The organism is Schlesneria paludicola DSM 18645 (genome assembly GCF_000255655.1).
GTDB lineage: Bacteria > Planctomycetota > Planctomycetia > Planctomycetales > Planctomycetaceae > Schlesneria > Schlesneria paludicola.
In genome coordinates, this window is record NZ_JH636434.1 from 1,946,798 (window position 1) to 1,966,350 (window position 19,553).

The window sequence follows — 19,553 nt, forward strand, 5'->3', positions numbered from 1 at the left end:
TAACCTTGTACGAGCCCCCACACCATAGACATTCTGTTAATCATCCGCTTTCCGAAAAAGCGGCCAATCAATTTTGTGCCTCGCCGCGACGAGTCTCTTCGATTGCGGGCGACAGAGCCTTTCGATTTGGGTGAAGCACTGCAACATTGCCGACCGGTACCCGTTCAGATTCAGCCGTTGATTTCCCACTCTGGCCTTGTCAGTTGGAGCTCCCGGACGCTTGCATCCAACACATGTTTTTTCATCTGGTTGGTCTTGACCAACAATCAAAAGAGGCAGTAGTAACCCCAAGACAAATGGTCTTTCTGGATCGAGCCTACGGGCTGTCGAAGGAGTCGAGCAACTTGGTCTCACTGCAACTTTTCCGCGTCGCGTATCGTTTGAGAGCCTTCGCATTCATCGTCGCAATTGGAACGCAATCATGGGCCCTGGCGGATCAGCCTGCCACGGACTTCGACCGCGATGTCGGCAAGATCGAGTTCATCGGCAACACCGTTTTTTCCGCTGACGAACTTCGGCAGGCCCTATTGGATGACCCCCAAGTCCAGTTTGCAACACGACCCTTTTGTTCGCTCGAGACCTTTCAGAGAACGCTGGAACAGCGGTTGACGGCCGGTTATCTCCAATACGGTTATTCGAAACCTAAAATTGACGTTCACCAAAACGATCAAATCTCGAATGTCACCATCGAAATCGACGTCGGCGCCAAATTTCACGCGGGTCGCTTGGAAGTCACGGGGTCCGACCACATCTCGGCTCGAGCGCTCGAAGACTGGATTCTCAATCCCCGCCCCAAATCGGATGCGATCCCGGTCCGTGCCGGAGCCGATGGAAAAACGACGCACTGGATCACGAGCGGCGGTGCGCCGAGTATGCTTGAAATCCCGTTGTGGAAACCAAATGACGCTGTTTCCTTTCACCCACCGAAGCGAGAGGAATGTCGGAAGGAAATCTTGCGATTCTGCCACGCACAGGGATTTTTTGAAGCCAACGTCACCGCCACCGTCCGGGAAGAGAATGATGGAACAGCGACACTTGTTGTCGCCGTTGACGACGAAGGACCGCGATCGTGTCTTGAAGAAATCCACATCGTCGGCCTGAAACGGAACCATCCCGAAGAACTGATCGAGTTTCTGCAGCTAAAGCGGGGAATGCCAGTCACAAAAACGTTGTACGCTGAATTGCAGTACAAGTTCTTCGAGTGCGGCAAGTATCTCGAACACAAAGTGAAATTTGAAACCGCAGGGGAAACGAATTTCTCGTTGCACATTGAGGTCTACGAGAACGAACTGGCCTCGCCACTGAATCAAAGGAGGTCCGATGCCGAAGAAGCCGCTTGTCGTCTGGCGAGCTGGCTGAACCGATTGAGCGAAGTTCAGGAAGACCTGATCATCGAATCGGTATCCAAACCCGGTCTGCGCATGCTCTGGTCCATCCGCAATCAAGTGCTGTTGGCGGAATATGTTCAACGACTACGGGCCGATGCCCCCATTCAATACGGGATCGCGGTGCTGGCGGACCAATCGGGAGTTGTCTTCAGCGCACTGCATCGTGGCGAGAATCTGATCGTTCCTCGATTCGATGGCCAGGTCAACATTTACGCCACTGCGACAACGAATCGGCCGAACAGGCATGGCGAAAGAACAAAACTCGCGATGGGAACCGGTGTGCACTCCGCGCCAGCCGGACAATTGCCGGTTTCTGCCGTCGTCTTGATACCACCAGCGTCAATGATTAGCGACTTCTTGAAATCCGGTCGGAACGTCACAATTCAAAACGGTCGAGTCCTTTGTACAGACGCCCAATTTCATCTGGAGATGGAGTTCGAAACGGGAAGACTGCTGGAATACGTCTTCGACAACGATGAATGGGGATCCATCCGTATTTCAACGGCCGTCGATCGATTGCCGTCGGCGATTGAAGAACATCATCGACGCGTGGACGGATTCAAATCCGTTTTCGAACCCCAACATCCCAGTACGTCCGTCGTGCGGTTCGGCTTGAATCTGATCGAACCTCTTTTTTTGCCCACGACAGTGTCCCGAAGAGCTTTCTCTGGGGCCAACCCATTCGATGACAATGATTCCGATGCGGAGATGGATTCGATTCCCGATGCTGACGCGCTTTGCGAATATTGGCAAAAAGTCGGTCGGATCGAACGTGGACTCAATGTCGCCCGTACGTTCGCGAAACCAGAGATTCTGCAACCATTCGATCTGCTTCTGGCCGAATTGATCCGTAGCATACATGAAAAAAATGGCGACAGATTCGCGACGCCGCAGGAAAACGATGCCCCATATGCGCCCGTCCTTCGCGCGTTTGAAAAAGTCGCCACCATGTTACTCGATCGGAAAAGTTGGGGTTACCGCGTTACGCGTGACTGGAGCCAGGCCGTCAATAACTGGCGAAGTCCTGAAGTGAAATTTATCTACACCGGACTGATCGCTGATCTGGAATCCGAGAAGCTGGGGCCTCTCGGCGCGTACTATTCAACGTTCATCGGCAAGATGACGAGTTCTCCCCAAAACGGCGACATGGCGCAGGCGGCGCTCAAGCATGTGACCCTGAGCAACGTGATACGCGACGCGAATCAACTGTTCACCCCCGATGCACCACTCACACAAATCCTGTCCAGCGTCATGAATTCGGTAGCGGACTGCTCTCCAGAAGAATGGGAGGATTTCGTATTTACGATGGCCTCTCAGGAATTCCAATCATTCGCTGTCGACGCGCACCGAGTCTGTTGCGAACACAAACAGAACCCCCAGGATTGGGTTTCCGATCTGATCGAACGGATGTACCCCGATGTCATCGAACGCGCATTGTGGTCCCATTTCATCAAGGCTCTGCCTCAGCAGAACCAAACAACTTCGACGCTGGATGGCAGAGAGCAGAACGACGTGTACGGAAAACCGCATTCGACGACGGATACCTCACCTAAGAGCGACGGCACACAAAGAGAAACATCTGAATTCACTTTCGATACGCTGCTGCCCAATCGGGTGAAATGAGACGAGGCGACAAGCTCGACACAACGTCATGGTGTTCTTGAATCCTTGCGAAGCCAGCGCCCGCTATTTCGACAGGCTGCTCTTGCTTGGTCAGGGCGAAAAAACGGGGATCGGGCGGTCAGGGCTGGACAAGCGACCGCGCTGGAGTCCCCGGGCTTCATCAAAGCCCTCTACCCCCTGCCACCCCAAGATTTCCCGGTGAAAATGCACTAGACTACCGACTGTCATCGTGGCCCTCTTTTTTATTGGAACCTGAATGCGGTCGATTCTGCTTTCGATTCTTGGTAGCTGTTTTGCATCAGTGGGATTCGCGGCTGCGCCCAATGAGGATCACTTTCCGCAGCCTCCCAACAAAAAAGGGCTGCAAGTTCAGATGATCGACGATGCGATCACACTCGGTGTGCATCATGCCGCACTGAACGTCGATCTCACGCAGTTGATTGACCCCACGGGTCAAGAAAATGGGCCGAAATGGACCGTCAACGGCAAGCAGTTCGCATTCTCACCCACTCAAGTGGCAGGGATTGATGACCGCGTTAAACCGCTCAGCGATCGCCAGATGGTCGTCACTCTGATACTGCTCACCTATGCGTCTCAAGACGAGAAGCGAAACCAGTTAATGCTGCATCCCCGCTATGCGCAGGGCGAAAAAATGGCGGGGCCGATTGCCATGTTCAATACGACGACCGCGAACGGAGCGGATGCTCTGCAAGCCTGCCTGGAATTTCTGGCCGACCGCTACAGTGTCGACCAGGGACATGGCCGGGTTTGGGGATACATCTGTGGAAACGAAGTGAACTCGCACTGGTTCTGGTCCAACATGGGCCACGTGACACCTGACGAGGTGATCACGGAGTACGAACGAGCCGTACGCCTAATTCATCGTGCCGTGCGAAAGTCGTCACGCGAGGCGCGCGTCTATATCTCGATGGACCACTTCTGGAATGAACGTTACGTGGCGGGGAGTGCCACGCAATGCTTGGGCGGTCGAGAGTTCCTTGATCGCTTCGCCACAAAGGTGAGCGAGAACGGCAACTTTGACTGGCATCTGGCGCACCATCCCTATCCAGAGCCGCTCACCGATCCTAGATTCTGGCGGGACAGCCTCCATGCCCCCCACAATAACCAGGCGCAATCGATCACGTTCCGCAATCTGGACGTGCTGATGGAATTTCTGCAGCTGGATCGACTGATGTTTGAAGGAAGGCCGCGGCGAGTGATCCTTTCGGAGCAAGGGTTCCACTGCAACGAACGCCGTCCACAGGGAGAACTTGAACAGGCATCCGCCTATGCCTTGGCCTACAAAGCCGTCGACAAGCTTCCCGGAATCGATGCATTTATCTTGCACCGCCACACCGACCATGCTCAGGAAGGAGGATTGAACCTGGGACTTTGGACAAACCGGCCGGGCCAGATTTGTACTCCTGATCGCAAACGAAAAATGTACGAAGTATTTCAGGCCGCCGGCACGCCGGATGAACAGCACATGTTTGAGTTTGCCTTGCCGATCATCGGTGCCGCTGATTGGGACGAAGCCCTGCGAAATCTCACGACCCCCTAGTGATGCGTGACTCGAGACGGGCTCTAGATTCATTCCTGAACCGTCTACGTACTGAATAGAAGACTTTCCGGCGGGAAGGTCATTCAGCGGCGTCTTGAGTTGCAGCAAAACTTATACTTCCGACCGCTCTGACACGGGCACGGTGCGTAAGGTTCCGTTCCAGGGTAAGTCTCGACACGCGGTTTGACTTCAAGTTGTTCTATAGCAATGAGGTACCGCTTGCGAGCCGTCGGTGCAAATGCGGGAACATCTCACGGTGCCGTTGGATCATGGGAACGAGCACGGATCGTTGAAACTCTTCAAATTCCACTTCATCCATCTGAAGAGATTCCCGCGTTTTGTCTAGACGTTTTTCCAATCCATCATCCGACAACAATGCAACATTGTAACAGAGTTGGCCCATCGCAGCGGCCTGCTTGACCTGTTCCATGGAACCATCTGTCTGATCGATCAATGGCTTTATGTAGTCTACTAATTCTTCTGCGATGCCTTCCATTTCATCATCTTTCGTTTGATTGCAACGAATGCTTTCCAAAGTCTCGGGCAACATCAATGGATACCGTCGACTCGATTTATCGGGTGGTTCTAAACGAGCGAAGTCGCAAATCAAAACGTTACATTTGATCCAATTGGATTTGCCCGGCGTTCTGACGAGCAGTGGACTGAAAGGGCGAAATGTTGACGAAGCTCACAGAATCCATTCTCACTCGCTCGACCTCGCACCGAAGTGTCGTCACCTCTCTCAAAAATGGAGCCACCAATGAGCCAGTCCGCATTGTCATGCCCCAAGTGCCAAGATGAAATGATTCAGGGATACGTACTGGACTACACCTATGGGGCGGTCCTGGTTTCGCAGTGGGCTGAAGGACAACCGCAAAATTCTTGGAGAGGAACACTCAAAGTCCCCATGAAAGAGTCGACGTCGTTCTTGCCAAGCATGAAATACCGCACGATTCCCGTGGCCACATTCCGTTGTCAGTCCTGTGGCTTCCTTGAATCGTATGCTCGCGAGGAATTCGCCGCGAAGTGAATTCGCGGCTCCCCCTATCCATCAGTATTTCACGCTCGGCCTCTCCCTTCCGCATGTCGCCGCCTATAATGTGATGATTTGGAAGCGTCACGGGAGGAACGGGATTGTGAATAGGAATTCAGTGGTTGCCGAACAGAATCCCGTGGGCTGGCGGTTCGACAACACGTACGCGCAACTGCCTGACGTTTTTTTCGCGCCGGCCAAACCGGTCACCGTCAGTTCGCCTCGCGTCGTGATTCTCAATCATCGATTGGCAGAGGAACTCGGCCTCGAACTCAATTCGATTTCACAGGAAGCCGCGGCGGCACTGTTCGCAGGCCAGGATCTGCCCAGCGGGTCACGACCGATTGCTCAGGCCTATGCGGGGCATCAATTTGGCAATTTCACGATGCTCGGTGATGGCCGCGCCATCCTGCTGGGCGAACACCGCTCGCGGTCTGGTCAACTCGTCGATATTCAGTTGAAGGGAGCCGGACAGACATCTTATTCCAGACGCGGCGATGGCCGTGCCGCTCTGGGACCGATGCTCCGTGAGTACATCATCAGCGAGGCAATGTTCGCACTCGGGATTCCGACCACCCGAAGTCTCGCCGTCGTCACGACGGGCGAACCTGTCTACCGTGAAACGAAGCTGCCAGGAGCGATCCTGACTCGCGTCGCCGCCAGTCACATTCGAGTCGGCACATTCGAGTACACGGCAGCCACTCAGAATGAGACGAATCTGCGAATCCTGGCAGACTACACAATCCACCGTCATTACCCGGAACTGGCAAACTCGCCAAGTCGGTATTCGGATTTCTTACGTGCGGTCGTGGACCGCCAGGCCGCACTCATCGCCCAATGGTTACTTGTCGGCTTCATCCATGGCGTGATGAATACCGACAACATGGCGATTTCCGGCGAGTCGATTGATTATGGCCCGTGTGCCTTCATGAACGCCTACCTTCCTGAAACGGTTTTCAGTTCGATCGACCGCTCCGGCCGGTACGCCTACGGGAATCAACCCGCGATTGCACAGTGGAATTTGACGCGTTTCGCTGAGACGCTGATACCACTCATCGCTCCAGAGCAGGAGCAGGCCATTGCCATTGCGACGGAGATCCTCAACGAATATCCGGCCTTGTTTGAACAATACAGACTGGCCGGGATGCGGACAAAGCTGGGACTTCAGAATGCCGAGACGGGGGATCTCGAGCTAGCTCAGTCCCTGCTTCGCTGGATGCAGAAAGTCGGTGCGGATTTCACAAAAACATTCCGCGATCTTTCAGAGACAGCATTGCCAATCGGAGACCGCTACGAAGATCCTGACTTCCAGGAATGGCAGTCTCAATGGCAGCATCGGCTCAGCCGCGAGAACCGGTCGAACGACGTCGCCCGCGCCGCGATGAGGGGCGTCAATCCCGCGATCATTCCTCGGAATCATCGAGTCGAAGAAGCACTCGCCGCCGTACAAGACCATAACGACCTATCGGTGCTGCAGCAACTGCTGGCCGCGTTGGCATCGCCCTATGAATCCCGCCCCGATTTCGAACGGTATCAAGAGGCTCCATCTGACGATGGCGGCTACCGAACATTCTGCGGCACATAGACACGTGACCCCAACACCTTGTTCACTCACGCCATGACGCCATTTCATTCGACGACGTCGGCATCGTGTTCGGATTTTGCCTCAACGGCAGCATGCAGTTCTTTCAAAGAACGGAGCTGGCGGATTTGGGGCCATTTCTTGGCAACGCCAACGACGACCAGGATGGTGCCGATACCGCCGCCCACGACAGACGCGATGGGGCCGAAGAGTTTCGCGGTGACGCCAGATTCTAGTCCCCCGAGTTCGTTGCTCGCGCCGATGAAGACCTGATTCACTGCCGAAACGCGACCACGCATGGTGTCTGGAGTCAATGATTGGACCAACGTCTGCCGGATGACCACGCTGATGTTGTCGCTGGCGCCGATGATGAACAGCATCACGAGACTTAACCAGAAGTCTTGTGACAGGCCAAAGACGATCGTCGCGGCACCAAAGGCGGCGACAGACCATAGCAGCGTTCGGCCAGCGCGCATCGTGGGGGTTCGATGTGCCTGAAGGACCGCCATCATGAATGCCCCCAGCGCTGGTGCAGCGCGCATCCAGCCGTAGCCAATCGATTGCACGCCGAGCCGTTCTGCGAATACCGGCAACAAATAAGTAGCACCTCCCAGCAGCACAGCCAAGAGATCCAGCGTCATCGCGGCGAGCAGCAACGGCGAATCAAGCACGAACCGTAGTCCAGCCGACAATGAGCCCCATCCCCACTCATGCTTTGTGGCTTCAGCGGGTTCGTCCCGCGGCAGAAACAGAGTGATTGCAAAACAAACAGCCAAACACAGCGCCGACATCAGATACGACCAGGCCACGTCGAAGACGATCAATAGCCCCGACACGGCCGGGCCAACCCACGCTGCCGTCTCGAACAGGCTGCTCATCCAGGCAAATGCGTTTGAAAATGCGACTCGGGGAACAAGATTCGGCACGATCGACGACCTGGCGGGCCTCGCGAATGTCAGTGCCGTCGCATTGATGCCAAGTAGCGACAGCGTCACCACTAGCGACAACCCTTCGGGATTCCACGCCCGCAGCACGGCCAGCGCCGCGGGACAGAGCGCCAAGGGAACCTGTGTGACTAGCAGAACCCGTTTTCGGCTGAACCGATCCGCAATGTGCCCGGCCGGAAGCGCAAACAGAATCACGGGAATTGCGTTGATCAGCCCGACCAGTCCGATGACGAACGCATCCTTGGTTTGCTGATAGACATCCCATTGCACGGTTGCGGACAAGACCTGGCTGCCAACCACGGCAAGTACGTAGCTCACTGCAAAGCGTCGAAACGACGCATACCGAAAAGCTTCATACGGATCATGTTTCACTGGCTGGAACGTTGGCCCATTCACCATCACGCAACATTTTCATCCTGACAGGTCTACCCCGTCGTTTTCAATTTGGTTGTGCGAGCAAGTCGACGAGCGGCCATTCACCAGGATTTCGCGGGATGCTCAAAGCCTTTCATAATCCACAGGTCCAAGCCCAGTGTCCTCTTAACCACGGGATCTTTTTGCTTCTCGTCCCATTTGAGGTAAGTCCGGCATCGGACCAATGATTCTCGCCATCGAATTCCCTTCCCATCGGATCGAGAGATTGGATCTACAAATCATCGGGTTGGACCATTGATCCAACCCGATGATTTGGCAGTCAATTCTCGATTCAAGTTATGCTACTTATTATGCGCATCCTTCAGTTTTTCAAGAACCTCATCAAGATTGAATGACGCCGCTTTCTGCCGTTGTGGATACTCTTTGAATGTCATCAAGAAGCTTCCAACATAGTCCTGTGCCGGAACCAGAAGGAATACGTGTTCGAGTAACCAGTCGTAGTAGGTATTTGACGTGACGTCGGCTCGCTCGTACGGATCGAGTCGCAAGTTGAAGATTTTTGGAACTCGAAGTGAGATGAACGGTTCGGCCCAGATTCGCAATGTCCCTTGGACCCTTTGTTCCATGAACACGAACTTCCAATTGTCGTAGCGCAACCCCGTCAGTTGCTGATCGTCGTTGCAATAGAGGAACGATTCACGCGGGCTCTTCTCGGTTTGTCCTGTCAGGTACGGAACAAGATTGAATCCATCGGGATGCACCTTGTACGTCGAATCTCCAAGTTTGTAGCCCTTCTTGAGTTTCTCCGTTACATCTTCATCCCCGGCCATGGCGAGCAGAGTCGGCAACCAGTCGTGATGCCCCACGATCTGATTCGAGACACTTCCAGGTTTGATTTTGCCCGGCCAACGGACCATGCACGGAACGCGGTAAGCGCCTTCCCAGTTCGAATTCTTTTCATTGCGGAAGGGAGTCATCGCACCGTCGGGCCAGCTGTTCATGTGCGGCCCATTGTCCGTGCTGTACATGACAAAGGTATTGTCCGCAATCGCGGCATCGTCGATGGCCTTCAGCACGGTGCCAACGTTTTTATCATGATCGATCATTGCGTCGTGATACGGACTTTGCCACCGCCCAGATTGTCCTTTGCTCTCCTGCTTGACATGGGTCCGAAAATGCATGTGCGTGAAATTCACCCACGCGAAGAATGGCTTACCTGCCTTCGCTTGACGCTTAATAAATTCAGCCGAGCGATCCGCGATGTCATCATCAATCGTCTCCATCCGCTTCTTCGTCAGCGGCCCCGTATCCTTGATGATCTGCTTCCCGACTTTGCCAAACCGCGCATCGACGGTTTCGTCGTCTTTGTCACTCGCCTTGCAGTCCATTACACCACGCGGACCATACTTGGCTCGGAACGCGGGATCTTTCGGATAGTCTGGAAGTTCAGGTTCTTCTTCTGCATTCAAGTGATACAGATTTCCGTAGAACTCGTCGAATCCGTGCACCGTCGGCAGAAACTCATTGCGATCACCGAGATGGTTCTTGCCAATTTGTGCCGTGGCGTATCCCAACGGCTTTAGTAATTCAGCAATTGTGGGGTCTTCTTTGCGAAGGCCAAGAGTCGCGCCCGGCAACCCGACTTTCGTCAGTCCGGTGCGAAGTCCGTGTTGTCCGGTAATGAACGACGCGCGTCCCGCCGTGCAACTTTGCTCGGCATAGTAGTCGGTGAAGATCATTCCCTCTTTCGCGACCCGGTCGATATTTGGGGTGTGATACCCCATCAGTCCCATCGTATAGGCACTGATATTCGACTGCCCGACATCGTCGCCCCAAATGATGACGATGTTGGGCTTCTTGCCTGCCTTGGCCGCCTTCTCTGCCTGAGCCAACGTGCTGGCGTTGAGCGCGGCGACTTCGTCCGCAAAGGCCAGGGTGCGATCAAGTTTGTCGGCACAGCAAGCCTGTTTCGAGGCAATCGACGTGACGTCCGATCGAGTGACTGCCGCAGGAAGTTTGGCTTCATCCCGAGCGGGATTTCTTGCCTCACCGGATGCTGCCGCAATCCCAAGGAGCGCACCAACAGCGACAACGCCGACTGCTCGAGCGTATTTGAAGAACCTCATTGATGCCTCATTGACAGAATGGATTGTCTCGGTCGTGTCCGATGCAACGTGCGCCGGACATGCCTCGTGGCAGAGATGTGTAACGGTGACTAAAAAACGCCAGTTGTTCTGGAGGCATCCTGCTTTCTGCCAAATCCAACAGCGAAATACAACTCACGATCAAGGAGAATCGCGTGCTTGGATTCGATTTCTGTTTCGCTTTTCACGACCTCGCTCGCAATCGGTTGAGTGAAAGCGAAACGGGGCATGCGGTCCATCACTGCGTGACTGTCCGAATCGAAGGCACCAGATGCCGTTCACAGACTGGGACGGTTGTCGCTTTTTCCCGCGACAATGGGATAGATTGCCCTGGTCGATGCACCGCGGATTCCCATGCCCCAGGAAATTTGCCTGTCACACGTTCTTCGGACGGCCAACCGCCGCATGGCTTCGTGACGTGTCGTTGGTCTGCCAGCATTGGCTACCAGAACACAGCCACTCGAACGCCAAACAGGCTGACAGAACTCATGCCCGAATCCGCGATCTGGGGCGAGGAATAGACATAGTTGAACATCACGCGCAGTTGGTCGGCCAGATACCAATTGACGCCGACAGTCAGTTGCGGCAGCATCACACCCGGAGTTTGCCCCTGCGCGTTCACAGGTGTCGCCCCATCGATGAAATCCTGGTACGAGATTCGGCTGGTCACTTCCCAGGCGCCATATCCTAATTGTTCCGCGTGAGGCTTCGACGAGAAGCCCGAGACAAACGGACGATTCACAGAGACCGGTCCGAACACCCCTGTTTTAGTCAAGTATTGGCGATGCTCTCCCGTCAGGAAGTATCCCGCGTCGAGATGACTTCCATGGAAAAATACGGGATTCCCCCCGATCTGCGCCACCACCGATCCGTACCATTCCGCCTGCGACCAGAACGGACCATCAGCATAGGCCCACTGCAAATTGAACAACTGCTGAAAGTTGGCAGGAATCGAGATCTTGGGCTGGAACGGTGAATCTGACGAATCGCCGAAGCTGAGCAGCGACGACGATGGTTGCTGCCGAAAATTGATGATTCCCTGGTCGGCGATCCGTTCCGAGATCGCGAATCCGAAATGCATCATCTTTTTGCCATGATCTTCATACCAGGCAAGCCCCGTCCCTCGAAGCGTCAACGCCGTAGTTGAACCTAGTCCGAATTGAAGGTCCGAGGCATCCGTCCCCGCTTGAAAAAGTCCTCCGGCCACCGTCCACATCTCGTCAGAACCGTATTCTGTGAATCCCACACCCCAGTTACGGGCAGGGTCGAGCGTATTGATCGACGAGCGTTCCAGGAACGCAAAGGAATTTGAACTTGTCGCTCCTTCAAAACTGAATGGCTCTCGCATGTGGCCCAATTTGAACTCGCGACGGTCGCGGAAATCACCGAAGCCAAGATACACATCGCGCAGCACAACCTGCCCGCTGGCGAGATCGATTTCCGCGACATAGCGAGTCTCAGGGGCGATTTCTCCTTCCGCCCCGATACGAGCACGCCGCGGGCCTGCTTGCTCTGGCAGACTGCCGAATGTGGAACGATTCGCTTCGCTCTGAGCGGGCGCGAGAAAATCCGTCTCAAGTCGTCCGCGAAGCTTGAAGGTTGGCGTGAACGCGGGAACTGTCGCATACGACGGAATCGCATCGTCCCCGGTGACTCGAACCTGCGATCCAAAGATCAACACGGTCACCGCAAAGGAGACGCAGAGGACCCGGCGTGCAGCGTTGCGTTCCCTCACGGCGGCAAGCCATCCTGATTCACTCGAGCATTTTGAGTTTGGTGTTGGCGAAGACGTTGCACCTTCTGCGCAGAAATTGGCGACGCGACCCACTGGTGCGATCGGCCGATTCGCCCTGCCAGATCAAGGCGAACGTCAGAAACGCGGCGTATTCGGATTTCGTAAGATTTCGCGATCACGAGTTCTTCGTGGTCGAGGTGGCGCAATTCCAGTTCGAATTCGGCATTTTTTGCCGACGGTACGCCCCGACGGAGATCCGCCCCACGACCAGCCTTCGGCCTCCATTGAAGCGGGCCGACATGCCACGCGCCATCGTCGTACGTACGAGTCGGCAAGTCAGAGATCCCACGTTCGCCCCTCATACCCTCAACACATTTCCCCCAGGATATCGATTTGGAGTTGCCCGCACGAAACAATTCAGACACAATAGCTTAAGTCAATCGCGTTGCATCGCTGGATTTCTGAATCGGCCGTCGGCAAATCCAATTCGCGTTAGATTGAACGACCGTGATCACCATCATCGCGGATGAATTCCATCATTGATGACCATGACCTTGTACGGATCGGCGCACCTTGTCATTGAGGATGGCAAAAGAGGACTTTTTCAATGAGCACCTTGAGGAACCATCGCCGAGGATTCACGATTGTCGAACTCCTCGTCGCGATCGGAATCATCGCCCTCCTGCTGGCACTCCTGTTGCCCGCCGTACAGAATTCACGCGAGGCTGCTCGCCGACTCGCATGCAATAGTCACCTGCGGCAAGTCGGGCTGGCACTGGCCAACTACCAAAGTCAGTTCCAGGTACTTCCCCCCTTCTCGATCTGGTCAGGCCCCAAGGGGGAACCCCTGGGAGTCGGAATTCTGCCGGTCGGCATCATCGATCGCGTGGCGATCGGAGTTTCACCTCAACAGGAACCTGACCGCCTGCATGCCAACTGGCTCATGATGCTCTTACCGCAATTGGATCAGGCCAATCTGTACCAGCAATTCGACTTGAACCTCCCCACGGCTGATCCGGCGAATGCGCAGGGGCGAAGCACCGAGATTGCCGTATTGAAATGTCCAAGCGACTCATTTAACGGCAGCAACAACCTTTATCAGCGTGGCATGCAATCGGATCAACTTGGCTTCACCTACGCACGCGGCAACTATGCGATGAATTTTGGAACCAATCGCGCCTGTTACAACGTCCCACGCAGCGACGACCCAGCAACATGCGAAGACGGGTTCACAGCCGACGGCACAAATCTGGCAGTCGACAATACAACGCTCTCCGGAAACGGCATCGGCGGCGTGAACGTCTCGTTCCGGCTCGCGGATATGCAAACAGGCCTTTCAAACCTGATCGGCCTTGAAGAAATCCGCGCCGGCGTTCATCCGCTCGATCCACGCGGCTCGTGGGCGCTCGGCTATGCAGGCGCCAGCGGAACAATGCGACACGGCGTCGTCAGCCGAAATGAAGACGACGCGGGGCCGAACAACCAATTGTTCAGCGCCGACGACGTGCAAGGTTGCACCAAGTTGAAACAGGCTGTCGGGGCGGACCGGTTGACACAACTCAGGATGCCGTGCTTTTCGAGTTCTGACCTGCGTGCCGAGGTCAACTACGAGGCCACTTCGCGAAGCATGCATCCCGGAGGAATTCACGCCTTCACTCTGGATGGCAGCGTTCACTTCATCAGCGACAACGTCAATCCCGATGTCTGGTACAAGCTCCACGACCGAAAAAACAGTGTTCCCTTCGAAACGCCATTCTGATCGTTCAGCGCCCGAGAAAAATAAGCGATATCAAATGCACGAAATCGGACCACAAAAGGACGTACAGGCCGATACTTCGGAGACGACCTATTGGTACATTCTGACCGAGTCCCGGCAACTCGGCCCGATCTTCTTTAGCCGCCTGCAGCAAATGGCTCATCAGGGAAAGGTCACCCATGATGACAAAGTGCGACGCGGGACTACGGGCGAGTGGATTCGCGTCGGCGACATGAGGAGTGTGCTGTTTCCCGATGCCAGCGATCCCGAGACACCGACGGCAAAGGCGGTGCCCGTCAGGCCGCCCGTCGACCCACGAACGATTGAGCCCAACTTTCTGGCGAGATTCTTCGAATGGACCATCGACCGATTCTCCGGTCTCTACGACGGAATCAAACTGATTGCCGAAGACTATGTCCATGGGATTCGCACGATCATCGGCTGGACAGCCCTCGTCGCTGTCGTCTGTTCACTCACGATTGTCCTGGCGAAACAGCTTCCGGTCGATTGGTTTACAACGACTGACCCGTTGCTAACCTATTCCTCGCTGTGGGATGAGCTGAAACAAAAACGTAAAGCGAACGTCCCTTCATCCGAATGGGACACGTTCGCCACAAATGCGCGAGAGAAACTCACTCCGATCATCGCGCGTCTGGAGCAGACCGCCAGCACGGACAACCGCATCGCGCAACAATTGTTGTGGGCGGGCCGTGACCATCTCGTGAAGATGCTTGACGACGCGCGTGACGAAAAAAGTCCATCAGAAGCCAAGTTCGCTGAACACCTTCAACGAGCAAAATGGCTGCGTGAAGGCAAAGATCTCAATGGAATTCTCCGCAGAACCCCCGTCACATTGCCCTGGTTCCTTACCGATCTCACAACGATTCTGATTGCCATTCCGCTCTTCGTCGTCAACCTCTGGATCGCCGGGCGACTCTTGTTCGGACGTCGAGACACGGGCAAGTCGCAAACCAATCCGGTACTGTCATAGACGGCATTCGAAATCATCCAGACTCAAAACTCTCCCAGGACCTGACCGTCGTCACGAACCGCGAGCCCTTTAAACGTGTCGAAATTCAGGCTCGATGACAGAAACCGAACACTGCCATCCGCAAGGAGAACGTGGGCTCCCCCCGTATGAACTGACTGGATCGGCATGTTGCTTCCAGGAAACATCACGCCGGTAATCTGACCTTCAGGGACCGCGAACACTTTCATTCCGAGCGGGTACAGGGCCGACGTCAATCCACGTTGAGACTGCCCACCCGTGATCTCTTGCCCGATTGAGCCGACAAAGAAGCCATCGTAATTGTTTCCTCCAGATCGGCAGTTGAATCGCTTGCCAGTCGAATCGACACAGAAGTCACTCTGTTCACCCAATGCAACCACATTGCTGGTGCCATCTGTCAGATCTCGAAAACTCGTCGCATGATTTCGCACGAAGAAACCCGCCGAGTTGTACTGTCCGAAAAAGGAAAAGGCATCGGGGGAAGATCTGGTGTCACGGTACGTCCCAAAGTCCCCGATCGCACCTGCCATACCCGCATAGTCAGCGTTCGCGATTCCCTGCGACAAAACGCCCCAGGGTGTCGAGAGTCGCGATTGTGGGCTTGAGGGACATGCCATAAAGCCAAACAGTTTGCCGTTGAGCAGCGTCGCGTTGTTTGTATGCCCCCCCGGGACGGCGATGTTTCCGTAAGGATAACTCACAAACGGTCCCGTAAAGTCCAATTGATTGAAGACGTTCGCCTGATCCAGATAGGGAAAGAGCCCTGGCCAGAACGAGACCCCTGCGATTGAGTTCCCGTAACTGCTGACCTCCATTCCCCGAGTGCCAATCGGAAACCGATTCGCGACATCGTGATAGTTGTGCAGCGCTAACCCAATCTGCTTCAGATTGTTCTTACACTGAGTTCGCCTCGCCGCTTCACGAGCCTGCTGAACCGCAGGAAGCAGAAGTGCAATCAGAACCGCAATGATCGCGATCACAACCAAGAGCTCAATCAACGTAAAGCCGACTCGCTTCAAGAGTCTCATCGCAGTCTTCCTCAACACAGTCGGGAAGTCGCAAATTCACAAGACTTGCGACAGAAAGTAGCAGCATCGCGACAAATCAAAGGTCATCATGAAGTCAGATTGGAGATATGCAAACTCCGCGTGAAATCACGGAATCACGAACAGACTGGAGGGGAAGCTGGCGTAGCCGTTCACAAACCGGGGACGGGCTCATTTTCTCACGGCAAAGGGAAAGGTTGATCTGGTCGATGCACTGCAGATTCCAATGAACCGGGAAATTTGCCTGTTCCCTCTCTCTTCGGGCGGTGAACAGTTACGGAGTTGACAAACAATCATGAGCCGACAGGAACATTCTTTCAATCAACACATGAACTGTGTACACCTATCATTAACCCACCCCCTAAAGCAACAGAAAGATTCTGAAAACCAGACGGATGCTCAGACGTCGTGGCAATCATCAAGGGCACATCGAGAGATCGCTCGATCAATACAAAACTCGCCACGTGTCGCGGGAACGAGGCGGTTCATCGACATCGAAATCGAGTTTATCCATCTCAGCAGGCGACGATTGCATTTCGGTACACACAACCGATTTTGTGCCAACGAACATCGCGTTTTCGACGAAACCATGCAAAGGAGAGTTGAGCGGTCCCCGGCCACAGGCTAATGTCGGGTTGGGTTACCCTGAAGAGTTTTGAACGAATGCCCGATTGCCGGGTCAAGTAGACGACATGAATTACAAACTATCCCACCACCGATGCCCGCGTTGCGAAATTCGCCGGCCCCTCTGTTTCTGTGCCTATATTCCCGACATTGTGCTGAAAACGCGGGTGCTGATCCTGATGCATACGCTTGAACAAGTCTTGCCAACGAACACGGCAAAGCTTGTCTACAAGTCGCTGCCAAACAGCAACATCATCGTCCACGGCCGGAAGGATGAACGACTTTCCGCCGACAGCCTTCATGAACCCGGACGCATACCGCTGTTGCTCTACCCCAGCTCGCACGCGACAGAACTCTCCCCAGAGTTCGTCGCCAGCCTGTCAGGCCCCGTAACGCTCATCGTGCCCGACGCCAACTGGAGACAGACCCAGAAGTTTGTACGGCGCGAGCCTGCTCTTGTGGGGATTCCACATGTGCGCATCCCCGCCGGGCCTCCGTCGGAATACCATCTTCGTGTTCAGCGAGACGAATCCGGCGTCTGCACACTGGAAGCAATCGCTCGCGCGCTCGGAATCATCGAGAGCCCGGACGCTCAAGCGAAGCTGGAACTGCTGCTACGCGTGATGGTCGAACGAACGCTCTGGTCACGGGGACGATTGATGGCCGAACAGTGCACAATTTCTGGAATTCCCGCTGAAGCATTCACTTGATCCCGTTTGCACAATAAGGCGTCGCGCATCGAAGACACGACGCCGCGGTGCCCTGAAACGATTGCCGCAGCGGTCTCGACACCGATTCGAAAACACCACACCATCGGATAGGCTCGGGCCCCTGATCGGCCAATTTCAACGGCCTGCCAATTCTCAACTCCCCTTATATGTAAGGAGCGGACGAACACGCCGTACAATTCGTGTCAGCTCGCGCTGGGCGCGCATCACACGATCAACATCTTTGTAGGCGGCAGGTGCTTCATCACGTAGTCCATCCAGATGCCGCTGATCAAACCAAACACCGCGCATCTGCCGCTGAAACTCGCGATGAGTGATCCGCCGTCGGGCGTCCTCTCGACTGAACCTCCGACCCGCACCGTGCGAACTCGATCGCAACGACTCAGCCGCCCCTCGCCCGCTGACGTGGTAACTGTGTGTTCCCATTGAGCCCGGAATGATACCTGGTTCGTTCTCACTCGCTGGTAACGCTCCTTTGCGATGCACCCAATACTCACATTCACCATGAACCTCACGACTCACGTGATTGTGGTGGCTATGAATTAGCGTCGACCAGTCGGTCGACGCGCCAAACAGGTCGCGCAACAATGACTCCACCGCGACCGCCATTGCCAGTCGGTTCTGCATGGCATACTCGATCGCCCAGGCCACGTCCGACAAATACGCTTGCCCAGACGGCTGCGTGGATTCCAGATAACCGAGCTTCGTTTGAGACGGACGCGTCGCACGCAGATGATGTTCGGTGATCGACTGCCCCATCCCGCGCGATCCGCTATGCAGCATCAGCCACATTCGTCCGTCCAGATCAGACTGCAATTCCACGAAGTGATTTCCGCGTCCGAGGCTGCCCAGTTGGAGCAAACCATCACGCATTTTTAACTTCTCGAGCCTCGAATGACTAAGCGGCAGATCCAATAGGCACTCGGGCAGCGCCTGACGCATGCTTGAACGCGCGTGCTTGATCGAGGGAACACGCGCATACAAATCACCCAAAACCCGACCGGCGTTCCTGTCGCTCGAAATTGCGTCAGCGGGCAGATCGATGGCGACCGCCAGCATCCCGCAGCCAATATCACCGCCGACCGCCAGGGGATAGATCAGGTCCCCAGTGGCGACGACAGTCCCATTGCAGACCTCTCCCGCCAGGTGCACATCGGGCATCACGGCCACGTGTCGGACATCATCCGACGTGACCAACCGCTGCAACGATGCCATTACGTCCCTCGGCATCGGTTCTGACAACCACATCTTCATTGCACAGGATTCACCCTCAGTTGTCATCCTTTCCCCCCTGCGCCCGCGCAACCGACGACTGGTCCGCGACCACGCGAAACAACAATTCGGGGACTTTGCGCCGGCTAATCGACCGAGCCACTTCCGCGCGCAATCGGCCCGTCGCATGCGTCAACCGTTCCATGACAAGGATTGGATTGAAGTCCGTATCCCCGGGCAGAGGGCAGACACGCACTAATAGTCGCCGGGCATCTGGAGCGGGTGAAACCTCAACCACGATCACGCCGCGCAGGATGTCGTCTCCGCACGCACCTGACATCACATAGCTCAGCGTTTCAAAAACCTGACGACACAGCTGCCAATCCTTTCGATCATCCTTTCGCCGATTCGTACGTTTGAAGAAATCGCGCGGGTCCCTCCCATCTTCAGGGCCGGGCTGACCACACATGGACTGCCAGTTCTTGGGGGCGGAGTTTCCGCCGGACTTTCGCTTCATCAATGGATCATCTTTCTGAACCGCCGCGCACGAGCTACGGGCGGGTTCGCGAGAAAAGAGCGTGACCGAACGCACCGTGCGCGCGGCCACGAACGTGGGTGCGCGGCGAACCACAGGCCGCACATCACATCACGTACGAAGAAACGCCCAAAGAGAATTGGGGCGCCAGAGTGCGAGCCGGACGGACATTGCTTTTAGGCAATGGCGCAATTCCAGCTCAGCAATTCAGAGAAGAGGAGGTTCTCGTTCATGATGCATCTCCTGATGATCGTG

Annotated in this window: 15 protein-coding genes; 7 read left to right on the plus strand and 8 right to left on the minus strand. The window is 55.2% G+C overall.

What is annotated here, in order from left to right; genetic code table 11:
- Window positions 1–344 precede the first annotated feature (344 nt).
- Together OSO_RS0109550 and OSO_RS0109555 are read left to right on the plus strand one after the other, a co-directional pair.
- The gene (locus OSO_RS0109550; protein WP_157605120.1) at window positions 345–3,011 is read left to right on the plus strand and encodes a POTRA domain-containing protein; all 2,667 of its coding nucleotides are present in this window, start codon (window positions 345–347) and stop codon (window positions 3,009–3,011) included.
- A 256-nt stretch (window positions 3,012–3,267) separates the two neighbouring features.
- Window positions 3,268–4,572 carry a DUF5722 domain-containing protein gene (locus OSO_RS0109555; RefSeq protein ID WP_010583174.1) on the plus strand — a complete coding sequence of 435 codons (1,305 nt, stop codon included), beginning with the start codon at window positions 3,268–3,270 and terminating at the stop codon, window positions 4,570–4,572.
- Between the two features lie 83 nt (window positions 4,573–4,655).
- On the opposite strand, the gene OSO_RS52560 is transcribed toward OSO_RS0109555, so the two are convergent.
- Together OSO_RS52560 and OSO_RS0109560 are read right to left on the minus strand one after the other, a co-directional pair.
- Complete coding sequence (locus OSO_RS52560; protein WP_083842894.1) at window positions 4,656–4,781, minus strand: SEC-C metal-binding domain-containing protein; 126 nt, start codon at window positions 4,779–4,781, stop codon at window positions 4,656–4,658.
- Complete coding sequence (locus tag OSO_RS0109560) at window positions 4,772–5,068, minus strand: hypothetical protein (protein ID WP_157605121.1); 297 nt, start codon at window positions 5,066–5,068, stop codon at window positions 4,772–4,774. The genes OSO_RS52560 and OSO_RS0109560 overlap by 10 nt, the downstream gene beginning before the upstream one ends.
- A 264-nt stretch (window positions 5,069–5,332) precedes the next feature.
- Between OSO_RS0109560 and OSO_RS0109570 the strand changes: the two genes are divergently transcribed.
- Together OSO_RS0109570 and OSO_RS0109575 are read left to right on the plus strand one after the other, a co-directional pair.
- Window positions 5,333–5,602, plus strand: a complete 270-nt coding sequence (locus tag OSO_RS0109570) for a PF20097 family protein (RefSeq protein ID WP_010583176.1) — start codon at window positions 5,333–5,335, stop codon at window positions 5,600–5,602.
- A 73-nt stretch (window positions 5,603–5,675) separates the two neighbouring features.
- Window positions 5,676–7,190, plus strand: coding sequence for a protein adenylyltransferase SelO (locus tag OSO_RS0109575; protein WP_050986141.1), 1,515 nt, complete (start codon window positions 5,676–5,678; stop codon window positions 7,188–7,190).
- Window positions 7,191–7,234: 44 nt separating this feature from the next.
- On the opposite strand, the gene OSO_RS42860 is transcribed toward OSO_RS0109575, so the two are convergent.
- From OSO_RS42860 to OSO_RS0109600, 3 genes are all read right to left on the minus strand, one after another.
- The gene (locus tag OSO_RS42860; RefSeq protein ID WP_010583178.1) at window positions 7,235–8,533 is read right to left on the minus strand and encodes an MFS transporter; all 1,299 of its coding nucleotides are present in this window, start codon (window positions 8,531–8,533) and stop codon (window positions 7,235–7,237) included.
- Window positions 8,534–8,850: 317 nt separating this feature from the next.
- The gene (locus OSO_RS0109585; RefSeq protein ID WP_010583179.1) at window positions 8,851–10,635 is read right to left on the minus strand and encodes an arylsulfatase; all 1,785 of its coding nucleotides are present in this window, start codon (window positions 10,633–10,635) and stop codon (window positions 8,851–8,853) included.
- A 460-nt stretch (window positions 10,636–11,095) separates the two neighbouring features.
- On the minus strand, window positions 11,096–12,388 hold the full coding sequence (locus tag OSO_RS0109600; RefSeq protein ID WP_010583181.1) for an OprO/OprP family phosphate-selective porin: 1,293 nt from the start codon (window positions 12,386–12,388) through the stop codon (window positions 11,096–11,098).
- A gap of 607 nt (window positions 12,389–12,995) precedes the next feature.
- Between OSO_RS0109600 and OSO_RS0109610 the strand changes: the two genes are divergently transcribed.
- Entirely contained in the window at window positions 12,996–14,147 is a 1,152-nt protein-coding gene (locus OSO_RS0109610; RefSeq protein ID WP_010583183.1) for a DUF1559 family PulG-like putative transporter, read from the plus strand.
- A 34-nt stretch (window positions 14,148–14,181) separates the two neighbouring features.
- Window positions 14,182–15,135 carry a DUF4339 domain-containing protein gene (locus tag OSO_RS0109615; RefSeq protein ID WP_010583184.1) on the plus strand — a complete coding sequence of 318 codons (954 nt, stop codon included), beginning with the start codon at window positions 14,182–14,184 and terminating at the stop codon, window positions 15,133–15,135.
- Between the two features lie 23 nt (window positions 15,136–15,158).
- Here the strand turns inward: OSO_RS0109615 and OSO_RS0109620 are convergent, their stop codons facing one another.
- Window positions 15,159–16,181 (minus strand): DUF1559 domain-containing protein, encoded by a 1,023-nt coding sequence (locus OSO_RS0109620; RefSeq protein ID WP_010583185.1) that lies wholly within the window; start codon window positions 16,179–16,181, stop codon window positions 15,159–15,161.
- Window positions 16,182–16,891: 710 nt separating this feature from the next.
- Here OSO_RS0109620 and OSO_RS42865 point away from each other — a divergent pair.
- Window positions 16,892–17,533, plus strand: a complete 642-nt coding sequence (locus OSO_RS42865; RefSeq protein WP_010583187.1) for a tRNA-uridine aminocarboxypropyltransferase — start codon at window positions 16,892–16,894, stop codon at window positions 17,531–17,533.
- A gap of 153 nt (window positions 17,534–17,686) precedes the next feature.
- Here the strand turns inward: OSO_RS42865 and OSO_RS42870 are convergent, their stop codons facing one another.
- Window positions 17,687–18,766 carry an RtcB family protein gene (locus tag OSO_RS42870; protein ID WP_010583188.1) on the minus strand — a complete coding sequence of 360 codons (1,080 nt, stop codon included), beginning with the start codon at window positions 18,764–18,766 and terminating at the stop codon, window positions 17,687–17,689.
- Between the two features lie 55 nt (window positions 18,767–18,821).
- Window positions 18,822–19,280, minus strand: coding sequence for a ribosome-binding factor A (locus OSO_RS0109640; protein ID WP_040592156.1), 459 nt, complete (start codon window positions 19,278–19,280; stop codon window positions 18,822–18,824).
- Window positions 19,281–19,553: the final 273 nt, after the last annotated feature.